The 26,275-nt window shown below is 40.4% G+C and carries 24 protein-coding genes, 1 pseudogene, 1 riboswitch and 1 other annotated feature; of the genes and pseudogenes, 14 read left to right on the top strand and 11 right to left on the bottom strand.

The window, feature by feature from the left end; genetic code table 11:
* Positions 1–37 precede the first annotated feature (37 nt).
* Together BA81_RS13755 and BA81_RS13750 are read left to right on the top strand one after the other, a co-directional pair.
* Entirely contained in the window at positions 38–406 is a 369-nt protein-coding gene (locus BA81_RS13755) for an RlpA-like double-psi beta-barrel domain-containing protein (protein WP_024424478.1), read from the top strand.
* Between the two features lie 73 nt (positions 407–479).
* Positions 480–1,529 carry a hypothetical protein gene (locus BA81_RS13750; protein ID WP_034282886.1) on the top strand — a complete coding sequence of 350 codons (1,050 nt, stop codon included), beginning with the start codon at positions 480–482 and terminating at the stop codon, positions 1,527–1,529.
* A gap of 214 nt (positions 1,530–1,743) precedes the next feature.
* Here BA81_RS13750 and BA81_RS13745 read toward each other — a convergent pair whose 3' ends face one another.
* The 3 genes from BA81_RS13745 to gabP form a co-directional block, all read right to left on the bottom strand.
* Entirely contained in the window at positions 1,744–2,115 is a 372-nt protein-coding gene (locus BA81_RS13745) for a carboxymuconolactone decarboxylase family protein (RefSeq protein WP_034282883.1), read from the bottom strand.
* Positions 2,116–2,388: 273 nt separating this feature from the next.
* Entirely contained in the window at positions 2,389–3,921 is a 1,533-nt protein-coding gene (locus tag BA81_RS13740; RefSeq protein WP_034282881.1) for a multicopper oxidase family protein, read from the bottom strand.
* Between the two features lie 98 nt (positions 3,922–4,019).
* Positions 4,020–5,408, bottom strand: coding sequence for a GABA permease (gene gabP / locus BA81_RS13735; RefSeq protein WP_024424482.1), 1,389 nt, complete (start codon positions 5,406–5,408; stop codon positions 4,020–4,022).
* 482 nt (positions 5,409–5,890) lie between these two features.
* Here gabP and BA81_RS13730 point away from each other — a divergent pair, with 482 nt between their 5' ends.
* The 5 genes from BA81_RS13730 to guaA all read left to right on the top strand — a co-directional run bounded on the left by BA81_RS13730 (position 5,891) and on the right by guaA (position 12,984).
* On the top strand, positions 5,891–6,790 hold the full coding sequence (locus tag BA81_RS13730; RefSeq protein ID WP_034282879.1) for a cation diffusion facilitator family transporter: 900 nt from the start codon (positions 5,891–5,893) through the stop codon (positions 6,788–6,790).
* A 102-nt stretch (positions 6,791–6,892) separates the two neighbouring features.
* Entirely contained in the window at positions 6,893–7,855 is a 963-nt protein-coding gene (locus tag BA81_RS13725; RefSeq protein ID WP_034282878.1) for an AAA family ATPase, read from the top strand.
* Positions 7,852–9,042, top strand: a complete 1,191-nt coding sequence (locus BA81_RS13720) for a DUF58 domain-containing protein (RefSeq protein WP_034282876.1) — start codon at positions 7,852–7,854, stop codon at positions 9,040–9,042. Before BA81_RS13725 ends, BA81_RS13720 begins: the two co-directional genes overlap by 4 nt.
* A 9-nt stretch (positions 9,043–9,051) precedes the next feature.
* Positions 9,052–11,256: a DUF4129 domain-containing transglutaminase family protein gene (locus tag BA81_RS13715; RefSeq protein WP_034282874.1), complete on the top strand. Its 2,205-nt coding sequence runs from the start codon at positions 9,052–9,054 to the stop codon at positions 11,254–11,256.
* A gap of 186 nt (positions 11,257–11,442) precedes the next feature.
* Entirely contained in the window at positions 11,443–12,984 is a 1,542-nt protein-coding gene (gene guaA, locus BA81_RS13710) for a glutamine-hydrolyzing GMP synthase (RefSeq protein WP_024424487.1), read from the top strand.
* A 55-nt stretch (positions 12,985–13,039) separates the two neighbouring features.
* On the opposite strand, the gene BA81_RS13705 is transcribed toward guaA, so the two are convergent.
* The 4 genes from BA81_RS13705 to BA81_RS13690 all read right to left on the bottom strand — a co-directional run bounded on the left by BA81_RS13705 (position 13,040) and on the right by BA81_RS13690 (position 17,805).
* A complete protein-coding gene (locus tag BA81_RS13705) occupies positions 13,040–13,549 on the bottom strand; it encodes a YbaK/EbsC family protein (protein WP_034282871.1) in 510 nt (169 codons plus the stop codon).
* A 109-nt stretch (positions 13,550–13,658) separates the two neighbouring features.
* Complete coding sequence (locus BA81_RS13700) at positions 13,659–14,714, bottom strand: helix-turn-helix domain-containing protein (protein ID WP_034282868.1); 1,056 nt, start codon at positions 14,712–14,714, stop codon at positions 13,659–13,661.
* On the bottom strand, positions 14,715–16,376 hold the full coding sequence (locus BA81_RS13695) for a 2-isopropylmalate synthase (protein WP_034282865.1): 1,662 nt from the start codon (positions 16,374–16,376) through the stop codon (positions 14,715–14,717).
* A 56-nt stretch (positions 16,377–16,432) separates the two neighbouring features.
* Positions 16,433–16,698: a binding site (T-box leader), on the bottom strand.
* Between the two features lie 219 nt (positions 16,699–16,917).
* On the bottom strand, positions 16,918–17,805 hold the full coding sequence (locus BA81_RS13690) for a helix-turn-helix domain-containing protein (protein ID WP_034282862.1): 888 nt from the start codon (positions 17,803–17,805) through the stop codon (positions 16,918–16,920).
* 104 nt (positions 17,806–17,909) lie between these two features.
* Here BA81_RS13690 and BA81_RS20105 point away from each other — a divergent pair.
* Positions 17,910–18,193 (top strand): annotated as a pseudogene (locus tag BA81_RS20105) (GMP synthase (glutamine-hydrolyzing)); the annotation flags it as partial.
* A 101-nt stretch (positions 18,194–18,294) separates the two neighbouring features.
* Here the strand turns inward: BA81_RS20105 and BA81_RS13685 are convergent.
* Together BA81_RS13685 and BA81_RS13680 are read right to left on the bottom strand one after the other, a co-directional pair.
* Positions 18,295–19,068: a hypothetical protein gene (locus BA81_RS13685; protein WP_223250514.1), complete on the bottom strand. Its 774-nt coding sequence runs from the start codon at positions 19,066–19,068 to the stop codon at positions 18,295–18,297.
* A 31-nt stretch (positions 19,069–19,099) separates the two neighbouring features.
* Entirely contained in the window at positions 19,100–19,666 is a 567-nt protein-coding gene (locus tag BA81_RS13680) for a GNAT family N-acetyltransferase (protein ID WP_034282859.1), read from the bottom strand.
* Positions 19,667–19,805: 139 nt separating this feature from the next.
* Here BA81_RS13680 and BA81_RS13675 point away from each other — a divergent pair, with 139 nt between their 5' ends.
* Entirely contained in the window at positions 19,806–20,375 is a 570-nt protein-coding gene (locus BA81_RS13675) for a hypothetical protein (RefSeq protein ID WP_034282857.1), read from the top strand.
* A gap of 46 nt (positions 20,376–20,421) precedes the next feature.
* Here BA81_RS13675 and BA81_RS19945 read toward each other — a convergent pair whose 3' ends face one another.
* Together BA81_RS19945 and BA81_RS13665 are read right to left on the bottom strand one after the other, a co-directional pair.
* On the bottom strand, positions 20,422–20,595 hold the full coding sequence (locus BA81_RS19945; protein ID WP_034282854.1) for a hypothetical protein: 174 nt from the start codon (positions 20,593–20,595) through the stop codon (positions 20,422–20,424).
* A gap of 57 nt (positions 20,596–20,652) precedes the next feature.
* Positions 20,653–21,837, bottom strand: coding sequence for an MFS transporter (locus tag BA81_RS13665; RefSeq protein ID WP_034282851.1), 1,185 nt, complete (start codon positions 21,835–21,837; stop codon positions 20,653–20,655).
* A 100-nt stretch (positions 21,838–21,937) separates the two neighbouring features.
* Between BA81_RS13665 and BA81_RS13660 the strand changes: the two genes are divergently transcribed.
* The 5 genes from BA81_RS13660 to BA81_RS13645 all read left to right on the top strand — a co-directional run bounded on the left by BA81_RS13660 (position 21,938) and on the right by BA81_RS13645 (position 26,093).
* Entirely contained in the window at positions 21,938–22,834 is an 897-nt protein-coding gene (locus BA81_RS13660; protein ID WP_034282849.1) for a LysR family transcriptional regulator, read from the top strand.
* Positions 22,835–22,949: 115 nt separating this feature from the next.
* Positions 22,950–23,051, top strand: a riboswitch (purine riboswitch).
* A 144-nt stretch (positions 23,052–23,195) separates the two neighbouring features.
* Positions 23,196–24,521, top strand: coding sequence for an NCS2 family permease (locus tag BA81_RS13655; RefSeq protein WP_034282847.1), 1,326 nt, complete (start codon positions 23,196–23,198; stop codon positions 24,519–24,521).
* A 208-nt stretch (positions 24,522–24,729) separates the two neighbouring features.
* Positions 24,730–24,891 (top strand): hypothetical protein, encoded by a 162-nt coding sequence (locus BA81_RS19785; protein ID WP_166644707.1) that lies wholly within the window; start codon positions 24,730–24,732, stop codon positions 24,889–24,891.
* Between the two features lie 11 nt (positions 24,892–24,902).
* Complete coding sequence (locus BA81_RS13650; protein WP_034282845.1) at positions 24,903–25,085, top strand: YezD family protein; 183 nt, start codon at positions 24,903–24,905, stop codon at positions 25,083–25,085.
* A gap of 216 nt (positions 25,086–25,301) precedes the next feature.
* Positions 25,302–26,093 (top strand): hypothetical protein, encoded by a 792-nt coding sequence (locus BA81_RS13645; protein ID WP_034282844.1) that lies wholly within the window; start codon positions 25,302–25,304, stop codon positions 26,091–26,093.
* The last annotated feature ends 182 nt before the right edge of the window (positions 26,094–26,275 follow it).

Raw genomic sequence — 26,275 nt, 5'->3', positions numbered from 1 at the left:
ATAATGAGTGCAGAAACCAAAAACGGAGGATTTCTTAATGAATAAAAAGCTTATCACGACAATCGTAACAGTAGCTAGTTTATTTTTAGCATTCAGTTTCTCACATGGAGCAAGTGCAAAAAAAGTAAGCGGCAATATTACTTGGTACAATGGTGTCGGCAAAAAAGGCGCAGATGGAAAAAAACTCGGTCATTGGGATGCAGCAACTAAAATGGGCTTTGACGTACCGAAAAAAGGTACAAAACTAAGAGTGACAACAAAAGCGAAACCACATAAAGTGATTACAGTATATAAATATGATGTAGGCAGAATGCCAAATGCTGTACTAGACGTAAGTCCAAAAGCATTCAAAGCACTTGGGTATAAAACAAGTAAAGGTGTCGTAAAAGGGCATTACACTTATTAATACATAGGCATGCAAAGAAGCGGGAAAAGTTCATTTTCTGGCTTCTTTTCTTGTAGAGAGGGTCTGAAAGGCAATGAAAAAATCAACATGGTGGATCATCACAGTCATTGGCGTCGCAGTGATTGCGGCAGTTATTTTCTTCATGATGAAGCCTGGGCAAGAGGCGAAACATACAGGAAAAGTCAAAACAAATCAAGATGCAAAAGACGAATTGCTCGTTTCATTTACAGATCAAAAGTTAAACAATACTTATTACTTGCATGATCAGGCGCTTCATACGGAGAAACTGACAGCATATCCTTCGATTGCTTATGATTCTACGAAACAAGTTTTATATTACACGTATACGGATGAAGACACGCAAAAGGTGAGTATTCGGGAATTAAATGTGAAATCTGAAGAAGAAAAAACACTGTTTACGAGTGATGATTCTATCGACAGTATGAGGCTGTCTGGTGACGGAAAGAAGTTATTTCTAAGGTATAACAAGGATTCTGGAGAGCAATTTTTTGTCGCGTCTTTTGATTTGAACACACACAAAATGAAGGAGCTGTATCCAGAAAAAAGCAAGGATGATACGGTGAGTTCTTTTGCATATGATCCGACTTCAAATGATTTGGCGATCCAGCATTATTCTTTAAAAGAAGATTATCAAAAAACCGATGAAGCGAATGAAAAGGGAAGAGATCCTGAACCAACGACCATGAAGATCACCCTTCAAACAGGTGAGAAGGGGAAACGCATTGCACGTATCTCACAAACGATCAATGATATTTCATTTTCTCCAGATCATAAGAAATTGATTTATACAGAAGTAAAGGTTCGTAAAGAAAAAGAAATATCCTCGATTAAGATGCTTGATGTAGAAACAGGAAAAACGACGACACTCGTTAAAAACAGCCAGGATGTTCATATTTTAAGTGCTGCACAGCCGCAATTTTCTACGGACGGGTCGTCTGTTTATTTCTTAGGTGTTGCAAAAAACGCAAAAGAATTAAAGGATGACACCGGACGAAAGGCGAAGGTAAGAACGATTTTTGAATACAATATGAAGAAGAAAACAGTGGAAGCCGCTTGGGAGAAGGATGGCGGAATCGTTAACAATTTCACTGTCAATCGATAAAGGAAACGTTCAGTTATTTATATAACTGGACGTTTTTTTATTTTGTCACTTGAAATGCTGGAGAAATGGTGGATTTATAGAAGGAAAATCAGTTTTTAAGCAGGGATACGAGGGCTATTTTCATATTTTACTTATGTGACAGAAGAAAAGAAAAAGGGTAGTATGAGTGAACATAAAAAAACGAGAGGACTGATGACATCTCGTTTTCTCTGTTTTATTTGTTTTCATCTAATAAGTTCTGAAAGATAAACAGGGCATTAATGGAGTGAGGGAATCCAGCAACCTTTGTACAGTGTTTAATAATCTCCATAATCTCTATGACAGAAAGTCCAATATGTAATGCTTGTTCAAAATGAGTCTTTAAGTCTTCTTCACAATCGCCTTTTGTGATGAGGGAAGATAATGTGCTGATGGCCTTTTGTTTTTCATCTAATATGAAGTGATTGAATTCTTTTTGTTCACTGAGTTCAATGGTTAGTTGTTCAATGTTTGAGCGAATGCTCTCGTTCTCATGGATTGAAAGCTTCTCTCTGTTACCTGCCGCTGTTTCTTGTTTGACCTGGCAAGTCTCTTTTTCTTCATTCAAATTGAACTCCTCCGTTTTTTATCGCAATTTTCCATTTGTTCGTTCATTATGGCTTATGTGCCTTTTGATAGATGTAATGGGTATATAGTAGTATTATCGGTTTGCTGCGTCAACTTTTTAAGTATGGAACGCTCTTCAAAGGAATGATTCATGCGATTTATTTTTCCATTTTGAAATGGATCATAAAAGGGCTAATGAATGGATGTCCGTTAGCCCCTTTGTAATCAGCAGTTTCATAAGTTCTACGCATTTAGTGGAAGAGTGGTTTCATTTTTACTGAATGATATCCATCGGCCTCATCATGTCATAATCTTCATGTTCTAAAATATGACAATGCCACACATATCGGCCGCTGTATGGAACAAATCGAGCAACGATCCGAATGACTTCACCTGCATGCGCCTGAATGGTGTCCTTGTAGCCTTGTTCATGTAAAGGAGGCGCTTCGTTTGGTCCTGTATACACGATTTCTCCTGTCGATTGATAGACTTCTGTATCAAATGGCCTTCTGTCTAAAACCCTAAATTGAACAAGATGCAAATGAATAGGGTGTGTCCCTCTGGTTGGATTGACGATAGACCAAACCTCTAGACTGCCAAGACGAGGATTTTCTGTGACAGGGTCATTCCAAAATTGGTTATCGAGCAATAGGATAGGGCGGCCGTATTTATCCTGCGTGCCGGTAAGTGTGAGTGTACGCTCTCTATCAGCTCGACTTGGCCGAAGCGGTGGCAGCGGTTTGAAAATCGGACGTAATGTTTTAGGTACTCTCCCTTTTAGTGGACGTGTGACTTTGAATTGCATAATGTTCGCATCTGTTTCAGGATTCACATCCTGTCCGCAGCCGGCTGTATTTTTGAGAGTGATCGTTTTGTTTTCGTAAGCTGAAAAGTCGATGATGACATCGAAACGTTCAGCAGGCGCGATGCTAAAGGATTGATGGCGAACGGGTCTTGGCAAAAAGCCCCCATCGGAACCGATTTGCAAGATTGTAGCGTCGTTATCTAGATGCAGCTCGTAAGTTCTAGTATTGGACGCATTTAAAATACGAAAACGGTATTTTCGCGGCTCTACTTCTAAATATGGCCATACTTTTCCATTGACTAAGATCGTTTCTCCACAAAAAAAGGGCACGATGGATGGGTCTGGAATGTCACTGTCCTCTGGCGTGTCGTTTGGTCTGCTAGGATAAAACAGTGAGCCATCCTCCTGAAACGTACGGTCCATAATCATCAAAGGAATGTCATAGTCATCTTTCGGCAGCTCTAAAGACTTTTCAAATGCATCTGAGATCAAATAAAACCCAGCTAAACCGGCGTACACATTTAGTCGTGTCAATGCCATTGCATGATCGTGATACCACAATGTGCAGGCTTGCTGATGATTGGGATAGACGTAAGTCTCTCTTTCAAAAAAAGGACCGGTTGCTTCAAAGTCCCGTGAAAACCAGGCCTCTGGGTAGCCGTCACTGCTTGCTGGTGTGACGCCGCCATGCAGATGAACGACTGTTTTCACCTCTGGTTCATCGTGATGACCGGAGTGGATGGTGTGATCGACAGGCAGAAAATGTTTCAATGGCAATTTGTTCATCCATTTCACTTTGACCTTTTCATTTCTATTGGCTTTAATGGTTGGACCAGGCAAGCTGCCATTATAGGTCCATAGCTTGGTTGGGGGCAGGTCTCTATGAACTTTTAAGAATACCTCCTCCATAGCAATTTCATAATACGTTTGTCTTGGGTTCTTTTTGACGGGCTTCGCGACTTCTGGAATTGGAAGCTCGTCAACAAATTTTTCTAGGTTCATGTTGACTAATCCTCACTTAAATTCAATTTGATACAGTATAAGTGCGGACATCCAAATAGGTGAATAAAATAAAAAAACCCGCTTTTCAGCGGGAGAAATTACGGGTGTTTATTTTCAAGCGCCGCATTTGCAGGCACTTTTTTATTCGGTTTAAAGATAAAATAAGCAGCTAGTACACCAAAGGTAATGATACTCGTCAAAATGAGCTGCGGCCGCATGGATTCGATAAACAGCATCGATGCCAAGATGGCGCAAATGACCAAAATGGTAAAGTACGTGAGGTATGGGAACAGCCACATTTTGATTTTGAGCTGTTCTGGATTTTCTTTTTCGATTTTGCGTCGCATTCTTAATTGTGAAACGGCAATGACCAAGTAAACAAGAAGGGCAATGGCACCAGATGCGTTGACTAAGAACAAAAAGATGGTTTCAGGATAAAAGTAGTTCATCATGACGGCAATGTAGGAAAAGAAGGTACCTGCGACTGTAGCCGCTACAGGAACACCACGTTTGCTGATTTTCATAAAACGTTTCGGCGCTTCGCCTCTTTCTGCTAATGAATAAAGCATTCTGGACGTTGTGTACAACCCGGAGTTTAAACAAGATAAAACAGCTGTTAAGACAATGACGTTCATGACTTGAGCGGCTGATGGAACACCAATGTATTCTAATACCGCAACGAACGGGCTTGTTAAAATACTTGCGGAATTCCAAGGAAGCAAGGTGACAACGACAGCAATTGATCCGACATAGAATACGATAATACGCCATACAACAGAGCGGGTGGCTGTCGTCACAGATTTGACTGGGTCTGCTGATTCACCGGCCGCTATGGCCACAATTTCCGTTCCCATGAAGGAAAAGATGACGACGACAATTCCGAGTAACACAGAGCTGAATCCATTTGGAAGAAAACCGCCGTTGCCTGTTAGATTGGCAAGACCTGAAGTATGATGACCGCCAAAACCAAAGATAAATGCAAAACCAATGAGTAGAAAGAGAATGATGCTGACGACTTTAATTAATGAAAACCAATATTCAAATTCGCCAAAAGATTTAACAGAAAAGATATTTGTTAATGTTAAGAGGATTGTGAGGATAAGACTTGTGAGCCAAACAGGTGCATCTCCATACCAATATTGAATAATGGCAGCACCGGCAATGGCTTCGATGGCGATGACGATCACCCAGAAGAACCAGTAAAGCCAGCCGATTGTAAACCCGGCCCATGGACCGATGGCATCGCTCGCATATTGTGAGAAAGAACCGCTTGTCGGATAGGCACATGCCATTTCTCCAAGCATTCTCATAATAAAGATCACCAGAAGTCCGGCAAAAGAATAGGAAAGAATGGATCCAGGCCCTGCAGAATGAATGACAGCGCCGCTACCAACAAATAGCCCTGCCCCAATGACCCCAGCAATGGAGATCATCGAAATATGTCTTGTTTTAAGGTTTTTTTGAAGACCGTTTGTCATGTTGGACATTTCTTTACCTCCAAACATTTCTCATGAATAGAGAATTTGTTTTTAGAATATTTTAAATTTTATCATACTGAATTGTCATTCAGCATTGGACAGGTTATCAAACTGACATTTCAAACCTCTTAACATGATGTTAAAAAGTAGAAAGGATTTGAGAGATTATGTTCCCTCTTTTCCCTCTGTTTATTTTTAAAATAGCATAAAAAAGGAAGGAGGGAAGTTGTGTCCCAAAATAAAATTATTCTGATAATTTATCCAAGAAGAGTGATTTGACGATATGTCTATTTCGAAGAGAAATGGAAAAAGGTTGATAGGAGTAGGTCTTGAGGTCATTTGACCTTGTAAAAATAAGTTTGCTTAGGTCAACACATTTCTATTTATCCTATTTTGCTGACATAAGCGAATCATGTTGCTGTAGACCCACACGAGCTTTGCTTTGTAAGATAAATAATAGAAAAGTGATGTGTGAGGAGGCGCGGTTCAGCATGGAGCGCTATAACGAATTAAGACAAGGTGAAACAGGTGCTTGGGTCAGCATCATTGCCTATGTGATCTTATCTGCGGTCAAACTCATTATTGGGTATGTGTTTCATTCAGAGGCTCTTTCAGCAGATGGATTGAATAACACGACGGATATTATTGCATCCCTTGCTGTGTTGATCGGGCTGCGTATTTCTCAAAAGCCGCCTGATGAAGATCATCCGTATGGTCATTTTAGAGCGGAAAATATTGCGTCTCTTGTGGCTTCCTTTATCATGATGCTTGTTGGGCTTCAGGTTTTGCTGAGTGCAGGCAAGTCGCTCTTCTCATCTGAGCATCAAACGCCGGATATGATCGCGGCTTGGACAGCAGCAGGAAGTGCTGTTGTGATGTACGGTGTGTATATCTATAATCGCAATCTGTCCAAACGGATCAATAGCCAGGCTCTTCATGCGGCAGCTGCTGATAATAAATCAGATGCGTATGTAAGTATTGGCACATTTGTAGGAATTATGGCTTCTCAATTTCAGCTGGCATGGATTGATACGCTTGCAGCGTTTGTCATTGGCTTAATTATTTGTAAAACTGCGTGGGAGATTTTCAGAGATGCCTCTCATTCGTTAACAGACGGTTTTCATATAAAAGATATGTCTAAATATAAAGAGACCATTGAAGCAACACCAGGAGTGGGCGATTTAAAGGATATAAAAGCGCGTTATCTTGGAAGTACAGTCCATGTGGATGTAGTGGTTGAGGTCGAGCCTAACTTGAACATAGCAGAAAGCCATGATATTGCAGATGAAATTGAACGTAGAATGAAGCAGGAGCATGATATTTTACATTCTCATGTTCATATGGAGCCAGCAAGTGAGCCGAAAGAAGAGAAGAAGTCTTTTCCATCGTGAGAAGGCTTCTTTTTTATACGTGCTGATGTTATATGCAAATGCGCGTTGTATGGTAAAGTTAGACTATATGAAATTTGACAGAAACGTGATAGGAGGATCAGGATGGCATTTGATGAACCGATGCATTCAGATTTACAAAAAATCGTAGATAACATCAATAAAGTCATGGTTGGGAAAAAAGACATTGCGATATTAAGCCTTGTTGCGATTTTGGCGAAGGGGCATGTGCTGCTAGAGGATGTGCCTGGTGTAGGGAAGACGATGATGGTTCGTGCTTTGGCAAAATCCATTGGCTGTGAGTTTAAGAGAATCCAATTCACTCCTGACCTTTTGCCTTCAGACGTAACAGGCGTGTCGATTTACAATAAAAAGACGAATGAATTTGAATTTAGGCAAGGGCCGATCATGGGGCAGATTATTTTGGCTGATGAGATCAACCGGACCTCTCCTAAAACGCAATCAGCATTGCTTGAAGCGATGGAGGAAGGCAGTGTCACAGTGGACGGAGAAACGATGCCGCTTGCGGATCCTTTTTTCGTCATGGCGACGCAAAATCCAGTGGAATATGAAGGGACGTATCCGCTGCCAGAAGCGCAAATGGACCGGTTTTTATTCAAGCTGCAGATGGGATATCCGACCATGCTCGAGGAGCTGGAGGTGCTCAACTTGCAGGAGAAAGAATCCCCGATTGATACGCTCCAAGCTGTCATGACAAAGGATCATATCCATGCATTGCAGCAGGCTGTTCAGACTATTCATGTGGATGCATCCATTAAAGAATATATTGTTGAAATTGCTCAAGCGACGCGTAAACACCCATCTGTTTATCTAGGTGTGAGTCCAAGGGGATCGATCGCCTTGATGAAAGCGGCACAGGCGTATGCACTTTTGAATCAGCGCGATTATGTGATTCCTGATGATGTACAGTATTTGGCGCCTTATACATTACCGCATCGTATGATTTTGACATCAGAAGCGACATATGAAGGGAAGAAGGCGGAGACACTGCTGCGGCAAATGCTTGAGCAAATTGGCGTGCCAGTTCAAAAGTCGATGACTCAATGAAGTCACGTCATCGTGTAGCAGTTTCATTATGGTTACGGGTGATGATGCTCATCATTCTCACTGCGGCAGCCTTTTGTTATGCCATGTTTCAGGGAGGGTTTGTGAGCTGGTTCCTTTTTTATGCATTTTTACCATATGCTTTGTATGCATTGCTGTTTGCACTCGTTCCGCTGCGCGCGACAGCCAAGAGGACATTACAGCAAACTCGCTTGAAGGCGGGAGATGTGCTGTCCGTTGACCTTGAGATCAAGCGGACACATCCATTTCCGTACGTTTACGTCATGATAGAGGATGCTCCGCCAGACACCTTTCACTTACAGGAACAGATTGAAATGAAGCAAATGCTCTTTCCTTGGTTTCGGAAAACTTGGCGATTTTCCTATCAATTGAATGATGTCATACGGGGAGAGCATCATTTGACAGCCGTTAGAATTAAAACGGGTGATATGTTTGGGTTTGTTGAGAAAGAAATCATCATTCCGTTAGAGAAGAAGCTGCTTGTCTACCCCAAAGTGCTGGATATCCCGGTGGAGCCTGCTGAGTCAGTGAGTGAAAATGGAGGCAAAGCGGTTCACTCGTGGTTAAATGAACCGGCCCATGTAACAACAGGCGTACGGGAATATCAGCAAGGAGACCGTTTTGCTTGGGTGGACTGGAAGACAACGGCCAGAAGAGGCCAGCTGATGACGAAGGAATTTGAACAGAATCAAGCAAAGGACCTTGTCGTGTTTGCTGATTTTACTGATCAAGCTGTTTTTGAAACAGTCGTCTCTATTACAGCATCTGTTCTTCAAACGGCTGTGAAAAAAGGCGTGCCGTCAGGTCTTGTCCCTCTAGGAGATCAGCATGCCTTTCGAGTCGATCAAGGAGAACTTCATTTACAGGACATGCTTTATTATTTAACAAGGGTGCAGCATCAGCCTTCCCGCGCACTAGAATATAAACCGTTAGCAGCGAGTGAGTACCAGCACTCAGGAAAATATGTCGTCACGGGTCAGCTGCAGGAGGAGCTTGCGACAAGTCTTTTTGGAAATCGAAACAGAAAGAACATCACCGTGCTTTTAGTGAAGAAAGCCGTTGACCATTTGACGACAAAAGAAAAACAGCTTGTAGACCGGCTCAAGGCCTCTGGAATACGCATCACCCTTTTATTTGAAGACCGGCTGCACGAAAGAACTGTGAGGTGACAAACATTTATGCTGCATACGCATCTGCGGCAAAGCCGTTTTGAATTGTTCATCTATTATGCTGTAGCTTTTCTGCTGCTGTGGGAGTGGCTTCGTCCACTTCAAGATTTTACAGAGACGAGCCATACGTCTTATTTCATCATTTTTATCGGGCTTACGTGTTTGTTTACGTTCTTTCGTCTGAAGTGGTATGTGACGTTTCCTATTTGTGCTGGACTGATTTTGCTCGCCTTATATTTGATCTTTTATCAATCAGCGCCAGGTTATCCGGCTGCTTTGTTTGCTGATATCAAGGATAATATCATGTTAATGAGCATGGGCATGTGGAGTGACATGTATCCGTCTTTCCGCACATTGTTGTTTTATATTTTGCTGTGGCTGCTTGTCTATTTGCTTCATTATTGGGTGGTCTATCAGCAGCGTATCTTTTTCTTTTTACTGATGACGATTGTATATGTCACGATTCTTGATACGTTTACGCCATATGATGCGACCTTTGCGATCGTTCGTATTATGGTATTTGGCTTTTGTTTGCTTGGATTGCTGTATTTTGATCGACTGCGTTCGGCTGAGGGCGTTCGGGTGTCACAGAAAGCACGTCTAAAGTGGTTTTTGCCCATGCTGGCGCTTGTCCTTCTATCAGCGTCACTCGGCGCTTCTTTGCCAAAGTCTGATCCGAAATGGCCTGATCCTGTCCCGTTTTTTAAGGCAGTTACGAATCAAGATGGGACAGCTGGGCAGAATAAAGTGGGATATAGTGCAGATGATTCGGCGCTTGGCGGACCATTTAGTGAGGACCGCACACCTGTCTTTAAATGGAGCGGAAAGGAGCCGTCTTACTTTCGTGTAGAAACAAAAAGTATTTACACAGGAAAGGGCTGGGAGGATGCTTCAAATGATACGAAGTCTACTCGGTTAAAGGACGACACTGTGCCGAATCGGTGGTTTACTGAGCGAGTGAAAACAGAGGTACATGAAACGAGAGTCGATATGGAATCGAACTATCGATTTAATCATGCCGTCTATCCGATTGGTACGATTACACTGACGCCAATGGAAAATATTCCGCTGCAAATCATGGGCAAAACGGAGAAAATTGTCCCGTCTATGCAAAACCCACCTAAAAATTTAGGGAACTATCAAGTCAGCTTTTTATCCCCTACATTTATCCTGGAGGATTTACAGAGAATCAAAGTACCGACAAAGAAGCAGGTGAATCAGCAGGTTGGCCGTGAATACTTGCAGCTTCCATCCTCACTCCCAGAGCGTGTGAAAACTTTGGCAAACAGCTTAACGGAAACGAAGGACAATATGTATGATAAAGCCAAAGCAATCGAGGATTATTTAGGATCTGCGAAGTTTTCATATGAAACGCAGAATGTCGCTGTGCCTGGTCGTAATGAAGATTATGTGGATCAATTTTTATTTGATACGATGATTGGCTATTGTGATAATTTTTCAACCTCTATGATTGTAATGCTTCGTTCGATCGGAATTCCGGCGAGATGGGTGAAAGGGTATACGTCTGGCCAGTTATATGAAACACAAATGGATGGAAACAATGTGTATGAAGTGACCAATAACAATGCGCATTCATGGGTAGAGGTTTATTTTCCAAACAGAGGCTGGGTCACCTTTGAACCGACAAAAGGCTTTACAAACCCAGAGACATTTACGAATGAAGCCGTTTCAAGCGATCAAACGGATGATCAAAAAGAAGAAGAAGATCAGTCTAGTTCTGATGCAAGTGAAGATCAGCAGCAAGACCAGCCGAAGCAGCAGGAGACAGAGCAGCCTGCACAACCAAAGGAACAAACAGCGCAGGCAAAGCCAAATATGGTGCATGTTGGTTGGGTTATAGGTTATGCGGCAGGAGCTATTGTCCTGCTTGGATTCATCAGCTGGCTGCTTTATCGATTTAGAACAAGATGGCTGCCATTCTTTATTGTAAGAAAGGTGAAACGTCTGCCAGAGGATGAAGCATTCTTCTATGCGTATGCAGCTCTATTAAAGCAGCTAGGGCGCAGAGGAATCGAGAAAAAGCCAGGTATGACGCTAAGAGAATTCGCTTCGCTGGTTGATGAGAAGGATGGAGACCATCATATGTCAGAGCTGACGCAGCTTTATGAACGTGCGCTCTACCGGCGAGAGGATGCGTCGGCGCTTTGGCAGCAATCGGCAAAGTTATGGGAAAATTTAATAAACAGGAGATAGTCTTGACCGCGTACCTTCCTGTTGTTAGAATAGGTGAATATTAAAACCTTCTAAAATACATGAAATTGAAGCGTTCGGATGTGAGTCTGGGCGCTTCAAAAGCGTGATTCACACTGAGAGCAGGTTTTCTCCTCTCATTTTTTCTGTGCGTTTATAAAAAACTATATTGGACATAGAGGTGACACCATGACAAATTTAGTAAATGAAATGATTTTGGTTCTCGATTTCGGCAGTCAGTACAATCAGCTGATCACACGCCGTATTCGTGAATTTGGTGTGTACAGTGAGCTTCATCCGCACACTTTAACTGCTGAAGAAATTAAAGAAATGGCACCTAAAGGAATCATCCTTTCTGGTGGACCAAACAGTGTTTATGATGAAGGATCTTTCCGCTGTGATGAAAAGATCTTTGATCTAGACATTCCGGTTCTAGGCATTTGCTACGGCATGCAGCTCATGACTCACTATTTAGGCGGGAAAGTAGAAGCGGCCAGCCAGCGTGAATATGGAAAAGCAGATATCCATATTAACGGAACACCTGCTTTATTCAAAGACCTTCCAACTGATCAAGTCGTTTGGATGAGCCATGGTGACCTCGTTGTTGAAGTACCAGAAGGCTTTACAGTCGATGCAACAAGTGCACATTGTCCAAACTCAGCCATGAGCTTAGCTGAGAAGAATTTCTATGGCGTTCAATTCCACCCAGAGGTTCGTCACTCTGAGTACGGAAATGACCTATTGAAAAACTTTGTCTTCGGCGTGTGTGATTGTGATGGCAAATGGTCAATGGAGAACTTTATTGAAATCGAAATGCAGAAAATCCGTGAAACAGTAGGCGACAAGCAAGTATTGTGCGCACTAAGCGGTGGTGTGGATTCATCTGTTGTGGCAGTATTGATCCACAAAGCCATCGGCGATCAGCTGACATGTATTTTCGTTGACCACGGTCTTCTTCGCAAAGGCGAAGCAGAAGGGGTTATGAAAACATTTAGCGAAGGTTTCAACATGAACGTGATTAAAGTAGATGCGAAAGATCGTTTCTTAAACAAGCTAAAAGGTGTGTCTGATCCTGAGCAAAAACGTAAAATCATCGGTAACGAATTCATTTATGTATTCGATGACGAAGCGGACAAGCTAAAAGGAATCGACTACTTAGCACAAGGAACACTTTACACAGACATCATTGAGAGCGGAACAGCAACGGCACAAACAATCAAATCTCACCACAACGTAGGCGGTCTTCCAGAAGACATGCAGTTCGAATTGATTGAGCCACTCAATACGCTATTCAAGGATGAAGTCCGTGCCCTAGGTTCAGAGCTTGGCATTCCTGATGACATTGTCTGGAGACAGCCATTCCCAGGTCCAGGACTAGGTATCCGTGTACTAGGTGAAATTTCTGAAGAAAAACTAGAAATCGTCCGTGAATCGGATGCGATTCTACGCGAAGAAATTGCCAACTTCGGCCTTGAGCGCGACATCTGGCAATACTTCACCGTTCTCCCAGACATCCGCAGCGTAGGTGTTATGGGTGACGCAAGAACATACGACTACACAATCGGTATCCGTGCTGTTACTTCTATTGATGGTATGACGAGTGACTGGGCAAGAATCCCTTGGGACGTGCTAGAAAAGATCTCAACTCGTATCGTGAATGAAGTGAAGCATATTAACCGCGTAGTGTATGATATTACGAGTAAGCCGCCTGCTACCATCGAATGGGAGTAGTTGTAATAGAGCTAGAAACCTTTGTGTATCAAGGGTTTTTAGCTCTTTTTTATTTTTAACTGCACTTTTCCCTTCCGTTTTCATGTGTTAATGAATCATTCCATCCCTTACACACATCAATCCATTGTGAATAACCGGAGTATTTTTCTAATTGTTTTATTGTGAGTTCAATCGCACTGTTACTGCTCCCGCAGGCTGGATAGACTGTCTCAAAACGTTTGAGTGAAATATCTAAATAAACAGAAACGCCATTTTTTATAGCAAAAGGACATACTCCGCCAATTTCATGACCGACCAAGTCAACGACCTCATGAGGAGAAAGCATTTTAGCTTTTGTTTTAAAATATTCCTTGAATTTTTTGTTATCAACTTTTGCATCGCCAGAGGTCACAATTAAAATAGCTTGTCCATTTACTAGAAAGGATAGTGTTTTTGCGATTCTTTCAGGTTCGCAGCCCAATGCAGAAGCAGCCAAGTCTACGGTGGCACTAGATACTGAAAATTCTTGAATTCGAGTATCCATATCATATTGTTTAAAATAATCTTTTACTTTCTTGATCGACATTCTGATTTCTCCTTTTTATTTGTATTGATTTGACATTTTCTCGTTTTTAAAATTGTACTTTTAAAGGACAGTCTCTCCAAGTATTAATACAATAGAGTCATTATGATCATTATCTATTATTTAAACGATATTGATGTGGTGTTAGGTGATACTTCCTCTTAAATAAACGAATGAAATGCTCTACATTTTGATAACCAACGGCTGCCGCAATATGATCTACTTGTGAATTGCTGCCAGTGAGCATTTCGCAGGCTTTTTCCAATCTTATTTCTTGTCGAATCTCACGAAATGATTTGCCAAGCTTACGAGCTATATATTTTGACAGGTAAGACTGTGAAAGGTTAAATTCCTCTGCCATCTCCTGGATTGTTATATGCTCACAACATTGCTGAATATATTGGAGCATTTGAATAATACGTATATCACGATATTGTTTGACCTGATTTACGTTCATATGACTTGGTTTGAATCTTAATAAAAGACATAATAATATCTCAAACAAATTATTCATAATCAACTGATAACTAGGAAACCGATTATAATTTTCTGTAAATAGTTGAAGAGAGCAGTCTAGCAAATTTTTATCCAAGTGACTATGGAAAATAAGAATATTTTTATTCTCTTTTATATACAATGCATTCAAAAAGAACTCTGAAATGACATTATTTCCTTTTAACATTTTAAAAAACACTTTTTGAAAAGTACTCTTACGGATCATGATTTGCATGGCGATTGTATTCTCCATTACAATTGGCTTGTGTATGGTGTCAGGTGGAATAAAGGCAATATCTCCTGATTTTAAAGTCATTTTTTTGTCTTCCACTTCTAAACACATCTCATTTTCCAGAACATAGATCATTTCAAAGAAATCATGGATAGCCGACAATTGAGGCATAAAACGGCTATACTTTCTCACTTCGATATCTTTCTCCTGACCTAACCACATGGTATCTTCCCTTTCAAATTCGTTCTGCCCTTTTTGCAAAAATTCTTCTATATATATTTGTTTATACATTAAATTGTGTTTATCATAATCCTTCAAAAATAATTGCAATGATTGATAGTCCTGCTTTTTCTGTTGGTATTGTAGATAAAAGATTTCTTGCTCGTTATATTCTCTTAAATATTGCATCACTTCATGTTTTTCAAGTTTATCTTTTTCCATCTACATCCAAACCTCTAGTTTATTTACTGCAACCATCAGGGCTTTCACTGTTGCTTCTATAATATCTTTATCAATTCCAGCACCCCAATGCATTTTTCCTTGATATGAAATTCCAATCTGTGCACAGGCTTGTGCTTGGGAATCCTTGCCTAAAGAATTCTGTTCATAGACTTCTAAAACATATTCGAGATGAAAATATGCTTTTAACGCATTACTGATTGCATCTAAACTTCCAGTGCCAGTTCCTTGTATTTCAATTTGTTGATGATCTCTCAGCAAAGTTAAGGTAACTTCCTGCTTCTCTCCTTTATGAAATTGATAATCAAGCAGCTGGAAATGAGGGTGAAAATCAACATACTGTTCTTTAAAAACATGATATATTTCTTCGATAGACAATTCCCTATTTGTCTGATCAGATACTTTCTTCGCTGCATATCCCATGGCTTCATTCATTTGATAAGGAAGTTGAATGCCATAATTTGTTTCTAGTATATAGCCTATGCCGCCTTTTCCAGACTGGCTGTTGATTCGAATCACAGCCGTTTGATAATTCCTCCCCAAGTCAGCGGGATCTACTGGGATGTACGGAACGTCCCATTTATCAACATGATTTTCCTTTCTATATTTCATACCCTTAGATATCGCATCTTGATGTGAACCAGAGAATGCGGTGAAAACCATCTCCCCAGAATAGGGCTGCCGCTCATGAACAGTGATTTTTGTTAGTTTTTCATATTTTTTACGAATCGCTTCTAGGTTATTGAAATTCAATTTTGGATCATAACCTTGTGAATACATATTCATCGCCAAGGTAATCAAGTCTACGTTCCCTGTACGTTCACCGATACCAAATAATGTACCTTCGACTCTTTCTGCGCCAGCTAGAACACCAAATTCTGCATCACTCACCCCAGAGCCGCGGTCATTATGAGGATGAACAGATAATGTCACACTGTCTCGGTAAGACAGATTTTTGTGTATATACTCAATCTGACTTGCAAAGATATGAGGCATTGAATATTCAACTGTTGTCGGAATATTGATGATCGCTTTATGAGTTGGTGTCGGTTTCCAAATATCTAAAACACTATTACAAATATCTAACGCATAATCAACTTCTGTTCCTGGAAAGCTTTCAGGACTATATTGAAAATAAATATTACTATTTGTTTTTTCGGCAAGTTCTTTTACTAAAATAGCTCCATCCATTGCAATTTGTTTAATTTCATCTTTTGTTTTCTTAAATACTTGTCTGCGCTGCGCTTCTGAAGTCGAATTATATAAATGAACAATCGCTTTCGGTACCCCCTTAATGGCTTCGAAGGTTCGGCGGATAATATGCTCTCTTGCTTGTGTGATCACCATAATCGTGACATCGTCTGGAATCATATGATGATCAATCAGTGTCCGTAATAGCCTAAACTCCGTATCAGAAGCAGCTGGAAATGCGATTTCAATTTCTTTAAAACCTATCTCTACTAGTAACTGAAACATTTCCAATTTTTCTTCTAAGTTCATAGGAATAGGTAATGCTTGATTTCCATCCCGCAAGTCCACACTGCACCATATCGGAGCACTTTCTAATGTTTCTTTCTTCACCCAATCATAAGTAAGGTTCGGTGGCAAAAAGTATTTCTTTTCGTATTTTTCGTGGTTAAACATCATCGATTCCTCCTGTAATTGGAATATAAAAAAAGCCTATCATCTCCAAGATTTAACTTGGAGACGAAAGACTTCTTCTTACGCGGTACCACCCCTGTTTCATGATAAACAAACATTATCATGCCCTTATTCGGATACAGATTGTTTGATCTGATATCCTTCCCATATAACGGTGGGGGGGCCGTCCTTAACTACATTGATACTTTTCATTTCACTAAGGCTACTCTAAGGTGAGTTCCCTGCCTTTTTGTTATTGCTTCTCATCAACCAGCAACTTTCTGAAAACATTTCGGCAAGTACTATTCCTTATCATCGCATTCTCATTTTTCTGATTTTTTCTATTATACCAAGTCTATAAAAAAGAGATAGTGATAGGGATATCTTTTTTAATTGATTTTTTTTGTTCTATGGGTGCTTATCTTTAATCCTCTTCACCAAATAAAATTCCAAGGCCACAAATAAAGGTGAGTGAATTCATAGCGAACAATAAAATCGCACCAATTTTTTTCATGGCAATGAACCTCCTCTTAAATTCAGTCTGCTAGCCTTCAAAATTTAAATTCACTGGTTCATCCTCTAGATGATCCACAGTATTTTGTTCTGTCACTGGCACGCTTTCATCTACAATTTTAAAACTAAGTTCGTCCATCCAAATGTGACCTTGACCATGTAGTAATATGCCAAACGCAATGACTTCACTTTTGACTGGAACATCCAATACTACACTAAAATGATTCCAGCCGTTTGTTCCTGTAATGGGGCGGTTCATCATGTTGTCAAACGCAAGAACTTCACCTGAAGAATGGTCAATCCTCATCCATAAACCAGCTGAACCTTTCACATCTTCGCTTTTGACAAAAGCAGAAAATTGAAGGCGTTCTCCACGGTAACGATCAGACTTAATTTGCTGCATCAAGGTCGCGAATCCTCGTGCTTTTTCATCCTTGGATTTCAGGTAAGCTGAGGTAGTACCACTGTGTACAATTCTGTCATCCAGACCTGTTTCATAATCAGATGGTGTTTCTCCCGTCATAATCCAGCCAGTAGGTGTGTTCTTATTTTCAGCCATATTTGTTTCCTCCTTATCAATGACATTCCTTAGTAATCTCCGATAACGTGCGGGTGACATATCATATATCTTCTTAAAGGCTCTAGTGAAGGATTCCTGTGAACTAAATCGATACTGCAATGCGATATCGATCGCCCTTTGGTTCGTATGAATTAAATCCTTCGCCGCTTGGGTCATTCGACGTTCCCGTATATAATCAACAACTGACTTCTTAATCACTTTTTTGAATATACGGTGAAAGTGAAACCTAGAATAACCAGCGTGTTTCGCTAGAGTTTGAAGCGGTAAATCATCTTTCAGATGCTGTTCAATATAATTTAATGTTTCTTGAATCGTTTTCTCATGTTCTTGATAGGACAACCGAGCACCTCCTTGCCTTACGAGTTTAGTATAGCGGAAATGCTTTGTAGGAAACTTGACTTTTTGTGCTGTGTTGTAATAGTAGAATGGGTATTCTTGTTTCAGGTTCAGAACTAGGTTTCCGTGTACTAGGTGAAATTTCAGAGGAAAAACTAGAAATCGTACGTGAATAAGATTTAAATTGCCAACTTCGGCCTTGAACGCGACATCTGGTAATACTTCACGATTCTCCCAGTCATCCGTAGAGTAGATGTCATGGGTGAATCATGGACATAAGACTACAAGATTGGTATCATCCTGTTACATTTATTGATGGTGTGAAAGAATTCATTGGGGCGTGTTTGTGAAGGTTTTCCCTCGTATCGTGAATGAATTGGAAGCATATTAACTGCGGGAGTGGTAATAAAAAATAGAAAGCCTATAATTCTTACTTAAATAGATTATAGGCTCTTTTTTAAAAGGCAGCTAATAAAAGTTTAAAAAAACTGACTATTTAACTAACTTAGGCATATATGAATTAACTCTATGTATTTTATTATTTTTTGTTGATGTGTAAAATGAATATCTCTGTGTATAATGTTTTCCTTGAATATCGTAAAAAGAAATATCAAATTCCCATTTTAATGATTCTGAAGGTTTTATTTCCATTTTATTTTTATCTATAGCAGTCAAATATAAACAAAATTCACTGTGATTATCAACACGTAAAACATCTGTATCAATAGGTTCACTGACTCCTAAAATGTCATAATCATCTTTATGCTTTCGTTGAAAGGCTGTAACTGTACCAATGTGTATATTATTAGGTTTACTATCTTCCTCTAAAATTTTCACATGAACAGAAAAAGCAATACCAGCACCTTGATTTATTATTTTGAAAGGAATAAAGATGTTATCATTGTTTTCTCTTTTCATTTCACCTTCAAATCTATGTATCTGATATTTGGGGATGAGAGATAGATATGGTAAATGATTCAAACGATCAGCTTCTTTATTATTCGCCAATTGTTCCTGGTATTTTTCCTCGTCTTTTTTCAAACTTTCTATATGAAGTTTATGCTGATGTTCCAGTGACCTTATATTTATTTTATTTGTAAAATAAAGAGTTATCCAACATATACCAATAGATACTAGAGGAGGTACTACGATTTTAAAAATTTCTAACATGAAGATACCTCTTTCATTTTGATATACTATGATGGTTTTCAGGATATTAATGAATGTTTGTGCTTCAAACTTTTTAAACCAGTCTTCTACCCACATGTCGCTTGTTTCTCCTCTTTCTCATAGAATTTTATTCATAATCCCTCTTCAAAATCGAATACATAAACACATCATCAAACCCATTCTGACCAAGATCATACTCCCGCAATAAACCCTCTCTTACAAAATCAAAGTTCTCCAATAATTGAACAGAGGACGTATTTGCTGGATCAATAATCGCTTCAATCCGGTTCAGATTCATTTCCTGAAATCCATATCGTAACACAGCAGCAATCGCTTCGCTCATGATGCCTTTTCTCCAATGATCGTGATGTAATTCATAGCCAATTTCGGTACGGTAGTGCTGTTTTTCTAGATTGAGAAAGCCGCAGCTGCCGATGATGGTGGGGTTGTTTTTTAAAGAAATGCCCCACCGAATGCCTGTTTGTTCTTTGAAGATATTGTCATACCACTTGATTTCTCCTTTTGTGTCTTTGATGGATTCATGAGCATCAATTCCCATGTAGCGGCACACAGTTTCATTGGATAAATAGATGTGCATATCCTCAGCGTCTTCGATCGTTGCTTGTTTTAAGATTAGTCTTTCGGTATGTATGGTTGGGAATGATTGCGGGAATATCAGTTTACGTCTAGTCATATTTTTCTCCTCGTGCAATTTTATTTAAATTATACCTGTACTGGTCGATTTTGTGTAATGCTTTGGTATAATATGAGAATATGATTGTGGGAATAATTCACAAACAGAATTCGATTAAAAGCAAAAGAGGATAATTGAAATGGGCATTTTTCTAATGATGATCGTCATCGTAATGATCATCGTATCTTTAGCGATCTATTTGTTTAAAAAGGGAATCATCCATTCTAAAGTGTTAGTGATTGTAGGGTCTATTTTAGGAGGAACCGCACTATTTGTTTGGGTGGCTATGTTTTTTAATTTTCACTCTGTATCTTTAACAAATGAATCGCTAGGTCATTTTAAGATCGGTGAGAAATTTGAGAGAGATCATACTTTTGTGGAGAATACTCAATTCTCCCATCCTAAACAGAGGGTCTATATGGAAAAAGAAAATCAAGATTTTGTAGTATCAGTTGATCAACATCATCGAGTTACATCTATTTACAATCAGTCAAAACAGAAAAAACTCAAAACATCTAAGGGAATCACTATTGGAGACGATTATTCATCTGTGATACAAACATATGGAGATCAATTCAAAAAGCTCTGGTTTGTCGAAGGGTATAGCAGAGGTATACAATATCAAGATCAATCAAACGGTCTCATTCTGGAGTTCTTTTTCAATGACAATAAACTAGCGCTCATTGAACTTCGTAGTAAGCGGAAATAAAAAAAGTAGAAAGTAAAAACAAGCATTTCAATTGAAATGCTTGTTTTTATGTAGCTTTTCCATAACATGCCTTACAATAAAAAACCCCTTCATTCCTCAGCCAAGCCTTCACCTCTGTCATCCCTCGTCTCTTTGGGTAGATCAGCTTGACGTAAACTTCTTCGTTTCCTTCTATCTTCTTCTGACAGCTAGCACACGTGGGTTCTTCGAATAGAAACAAAGTGGAAAACTCTTTTTAACTCAGTTTCTTCCATCATACCAAAAATTGAAATGTTTTCTATTGGTTTTCCGGTGTCTTTCGTTGGGCACGTTCGTGTAAATAAAAGGAATACCCGATCAACATCAACGCCACAAAACTAGCTAATCCACCAATCCAACTTAAATTTGTTACATTTGTATACTGTATAATCACGCCGCCCATTGACGATCCGAGCATCATGCCGATGTTCATAATCGCTGTATTAAAGCTCAGCACGGTTTCTGATGCTTGGGGTTTAAGGGAGATCAGATAAAATTGCTTCGCTGGTGTTGTTGTCCATGTGGCGATGCCCCAAATGGCGAGTGTGATCAAGACGCTAATTGTAGAGAATTGCGTAAAGAATAAGGCAAAGAGAGCGAACATCTGGATCATGATGCTGATCGTGATGGTTCGGTTTGGTCCCCATTGATCGACGGCAAAGCCGCCAAAGCGTGAGCCAATAAAAGCAGAAATGCCTAAGAAGAGCAAGGCCATGCTTGTCATTTCAAGTGAAAAGCCGGCGGTCTGTCGCAATAAAGGAGAGATATAAGCAAAGACCATCGTGTAGCCTAAGATCCAAAAGACGGTTGTGGCTAAGCCGCTGATCACCCTGGGGTCTTGAAGGATGTGTAATTGCTGCTTCAATGGCAGATGAGAATGTCCTTCTATGCGTGGCAGCAATTGATAAAGAAGCATGAAGAGACAAGCAGTACCTAGTGCAATAATGAGAAAAATATAGTGCCAATCCACATGACCTGATAGAAATGTTCCGATCGGCACACCGAGTACGAGTGAAACGGTGAATCCAGTGATGACGGTCGCCATTGCACTTCCCTTTTTTTCTGGCGGGGCGATCTGCGCTGCATAATTCGTGGCAACGACAATATATAAGCCGCCGCTCATGGCCATGATGACGCGAGATAGCAGGAGCAGCACAAAATGATGGCTGAAAAAGGCGAGCATATTGCCTAAAATAAACACAAAAATAGCTGATAACAAAACCTTTTTTCGGTTTAGTTTCGACGTTGCCATGACTAAAAAGAGAGCGCCTACTGCATAAAAAAGAGAATAGACGGTGATGAGCTGTCCGGCAGCAGGAATAGAAATGTGTAAATCAACAGCAATGATATCTAGAATGCCAGACACGACGAATTCTGACGTGCCTGTGACAAATGAACCGACAGCTAAAAGAATAATCAATAGCTGATGAGATGTGTTTTTCATTTTGAACCCTTCCTTCATGTTGATGCGTTGTCTTTAGTTTAAATTCCGTGCTAACATAAGTAAAATTGATGTTTTTCATGAAGGAGATGAGTAAATACTCATGAGTTTTGTTCGTTTTGATATTATTGCAAAAGTAGTGGAGCTTGGCAGTTTTACAGCAGCAGCTGAAGCATTAAATATGACACAGTCAGCTGTCAGTCATGCAGTGGCGAATGTAGAGTCAGAGTGGGGTGTGTCTTTATTCATTCGCGACCGAAAAAAGGGCATTATGCTGACGGATATTGGTCAGACCCTTCTCCCGCATATTAGAGAAGTGTTAAATAGAGTCGAGAAAATCCAGCAAGAAATTGCGTTAACGAAAAATATTGAAACAGGTATGATTCGTATCGGCACATTTGCCAGTGCCTCTGCTTGTTTATTGCCTAAGCTGCTTGTAAGCTATCAGAAAAAACATCCAAAAATCGAATTTAAATTCTATGAGGGAACGTATGAAGAAATATTGGAGTGGCTGGATTCTGGCATCATTGATGTTGGATTTGTTGTAAAAGGCCATGCGGATGAAGCTTTTGATTTACTGCCACTTATGAAAGATGAGATGGTGGTCGCCTATCACCCAAATCATCGATATGAACAGCAGCCCATTGTAGATATAACAGATTTGGCGGGTGAACCATTTATTATGCCGACTGGCATGTATCAATCACATGTAGAGGATATTTTTTCGGAGGCGCAAATGAAGCCAGCTGTTTTATTTGAAGTTCATGATTGTACGACCATTGCCCGTATGGTCGGAGAAGGACTTGGCGTCACGATAGGTCCGGAGTTATTTTTAAAAACGCAGCAGCTTGTGCATATTCGCCAGCTGAATGTCTCTCATCATCGTGAGGTTGCGCTCGCCTGTCCGTCTCTCTCTCAAGCTTCTCCGGCAGTGAAAGAGTTTTTCCGTGTAGCCGAAGCGGTTTTTGCAAAAGAGAAGGATTTGGGGAAGGGTGTATAAAGAACTAGATGTGATTTTCCAAATTCGTGTAATAAGACGAATGAAGCGGACATTTCTTTGAAAAATGTTCGCTTTTCGTATTGTGTTTTAAAAATGAAGTTGGTACAATAGACACAGAAATCAAATAGATAGAAGTCGTATAATCGCGGGGATATGGCCCGCAAGTTTCTACCAAGCTACCGTAAATGGCTTGACTACGTCAATTCACACTCGTTTGATATAAATCATGCATTGTTCTTGTTTTATGTCACAGTCTGAATTCACATATGTAGTCAAGCGTCCCAAAATTGTTGGGGCGTTTTTTATTTGACTAGTGAATGGGGCAGGCTAAAGCAAAAGGACATGAAGGGAGTCAGTTGGCTTGAAACAGTTTTTTCAGTTTGATGAATTAGGTACGAATTACCGCAGAGAGATCATCGGTGGTTTAACCACATTTTTGTCGATGGCTTATATTCTGTTTGTCAATCCGATCACACTTGCATTAGTGTCGGTACCGGATTTTCCAGATAAATTACGTATTGATCAGGGAGCAGTCTTTACAGCGACGGCGTTAGCTTCTGCTGCAGGGTGTATTCTGATGGGATTGATCGCCAGGTATCCGATTGCGATAGCACCCGGTATGGGTCTGAATGCGTTCTTCGCCTTTTCGGTTGTGCTTGGTATGGGCATCAAATGGGAAGCAGCACTTTCAGGTGTGTTTGTTTCAGGATTGATTTTCGTTGCTCTTTCTTTAACAGGTTTCCGTGAAAAAATCATTAATGCCATTCCGGCTGAGCTGAAGCTGGCAGTTGGTGCAGGTATTGGTTTGTTCATTACGTTTGTCGGTCTGCAAGGCTCTGGCATTATCGCCAATAATGATAATACGCTCGTTTCGATTGGGAACATTCATAGTGGTCCTGTTCTGTTAACGGTGTTTGGTATCGTTGTGACGGTTATTTTAATGGTTCTTCGAGTGAATGCAGGTGTCTTCATTGGAATGCTCGTGACAGCTATTGCTGGGATGATCTTTGGTCTTGTGCCAGTACCATCTCAAATTGTGGGAAGTATTCCAAGCTTGTCCCCAACCTTTGGTCAAGCCTTGATTCACTTGCCAGAAATTTTCTCGATTCAAATGCTTGTCGTGATTTTAACGTTCCTATTCGTTGGGTTCTTTGATACAGCTGGTACACTTGTGGCTGTGGCAACGCAGGCTGGTTTAATGAAAAATAATGAGCTGCCTCGTGCAGGAAGAGCACTGCTGGCGGATTCTTCTTCTATTGTTGTAGGTTCTGTTCTTGGTACATCTACAACAACATCTTATGTTGAATCTAGCTCAGGTGTAGCTGCTGGTGCGCGTTCTGGTTTTGCAGCGGTCGTCACAGGCATTTTCTTCTTGCTTGCAATGTTCTTCTCACCGCTTTTATCCATCGTTACATCGAATGTGACAGCACCTGCTTTGATCATTGTCGGTGCACTGATGGTCGCTCCGCTGGCGAAGATTGCATGGGATCGTTTTGAAATTGCGGTACCAGCGTTCTTAACGATGATTATGATGCCACTGACATACAGTATTGCAACAGGGATTGCGGTTGGCTTTATTTTCTACCCAATCACCATGATCTTTAAAGGGAAAGCGAAAGAAGTGCATCCAATTATGTACGGGTTGTTTGTCATCTTTATTCTATATTTTGCTTTCTTAAATCATTAATTGAACATCCGAAACAGCAGCTCATAGAAGCTGCTGTTTTTTTTGTTAAAAAAATCAAAACATAGTTGACTTATAGGAATTATGTGTTTATGATAAAAAGACATAATTCGCTGATTGGATCACCAAAGGCGCTTTGATTTCCTTTTTAATAGAAGGTTTCAGGGTGCCTTTTTTTCTTGTAGACATTTAAAAGGGGAGGAGATGTCTTTTGTCACGCTGGCTTAGACAGGTGATTGAACGAAAAAAGCAGGTGCTGATTCAAAAGCTCCTTTTATGGGGGCATGAAGAAAAACAGGAAGCGCTCATGCATTATACGATTCATGAGCTGGAAAATGAGGTTCTCTATTTAAAAGAGCGAAAACAAAAATAGGGGGATGAGCGATGGATGAACAAAAGCTGAATTACATTTTATCTGCTTTAAAAGGGATCGACTATGGATCAGTGGTCATCACCATTCATAATGGACATATTACACAGGTCGATACGACCAAAAAGACTCGGTTCCCCGCTCATCAGGAGAATCTCCGGGTCCAGCAAGGAAAGCGGAGCCACTATCGTTCATGACGGATTTCAACGTGATAAAAAGCTGATGGAGGCTGTCAGCTTTTTTGTTTTGTCTTATTTTCTCTCCGTTTTAAAACCTCTGCTGCCTTTTATCCGTCTATTCGTATGAACGTCGAGGAATCTTGACTGAATAGAGAGACTCCGCTACTTTAAGAGGAGTCATCCGAACAGATCATTTACTTGAGCCTGTAAGGATTGGATAGGAGTTGATATGAGATGTTAGAGAAAGATCAAGATCAGGGGACATCTGAAAAGAAAAATGAAGAGTCATCAATAGATCAAGAAACAAGGCAATCCCGCCTCAGCCGAAGCGCTGCAAAACGTGGAAGAACCTCAAAGTCAGCGGATGATGGGCGTTCAGCTATCCAGCGTATACTGCAAGGTGCAGGAGGCGCGTTTAAGCGTTACGGTTCATATGGACTGGCGATGTTAAAATCACCGAGCCGGGCCATCAATCAAGCGGAAACATTGCGTATGAAGTACGCCTGGATCTCGATTGTGTTATTCAGCGTGTTTTTTGCTTTAGGCAACTATGTTCAATTAAAGGCGTCAAAGACCCGTTTATTAGGCTTTGGCATTCATTATTCTTTTGGCGACGCCTTTTTGAAGGTAGCGGTCTTTACACTTATTTTGTTGACATTAATGATGCTTACCGTCTGGCTGCTCGGAAAGTACATGCTAAAAGGAAACATATCACTGAAAGAAGTGATCATGAAGTTTGGTGCTGCGCTTGTTCCGGTTTTGGTTTTATCCATCCTTTGGCTTGTATTTGCCATGCTGAATATTCCATATGTGACCGTCATATTATCCGTGATGATGTTTGTCGGCCTTCAGTTGATTGCGGTCGTGCTCTTTCGCTCGATTCAGTCGGAGCATGATGCCAAACGAGGAGATTTGATGTATGCGGGCTGGGTCTTTTTATTGGTTGAGCTTGTCATTATTGCGCTGCTCTGGGGCATAGTCGGGGAGTATTTGATTCCATCACTTGTTCCTGTTCGATTTGGATAAAACACACTGAAAACCTCCTTTTTTGAAAAAGGGGGTTTTCATGTTGAGAAGAGAAAAAAACGGGTAAACTCTTGGTAACAAACACCATCCTTGTTGTCGAAAGATATATGTGTTTTGATCGCGTAAATTTGATTGTATCAAGGTATGTTCTCTAGTAGAATATGGGGTGCTTTATTTGATTT

Origin of the sequence: Bacillus safensis FO-36b (assembly GCF_000691165.1) — a bacterium.
GTDB classification, from domain to species: domain Bacteria; phylum Bacillota; class Bacilli; order Bacillales; family Bacillaceae; genus Bacillus; species Bacillus safensis.
Note: the sequence above shows the minus strand (reverse complement) of the source record. Positions and strands in the feature narration are given on the sequence as shown.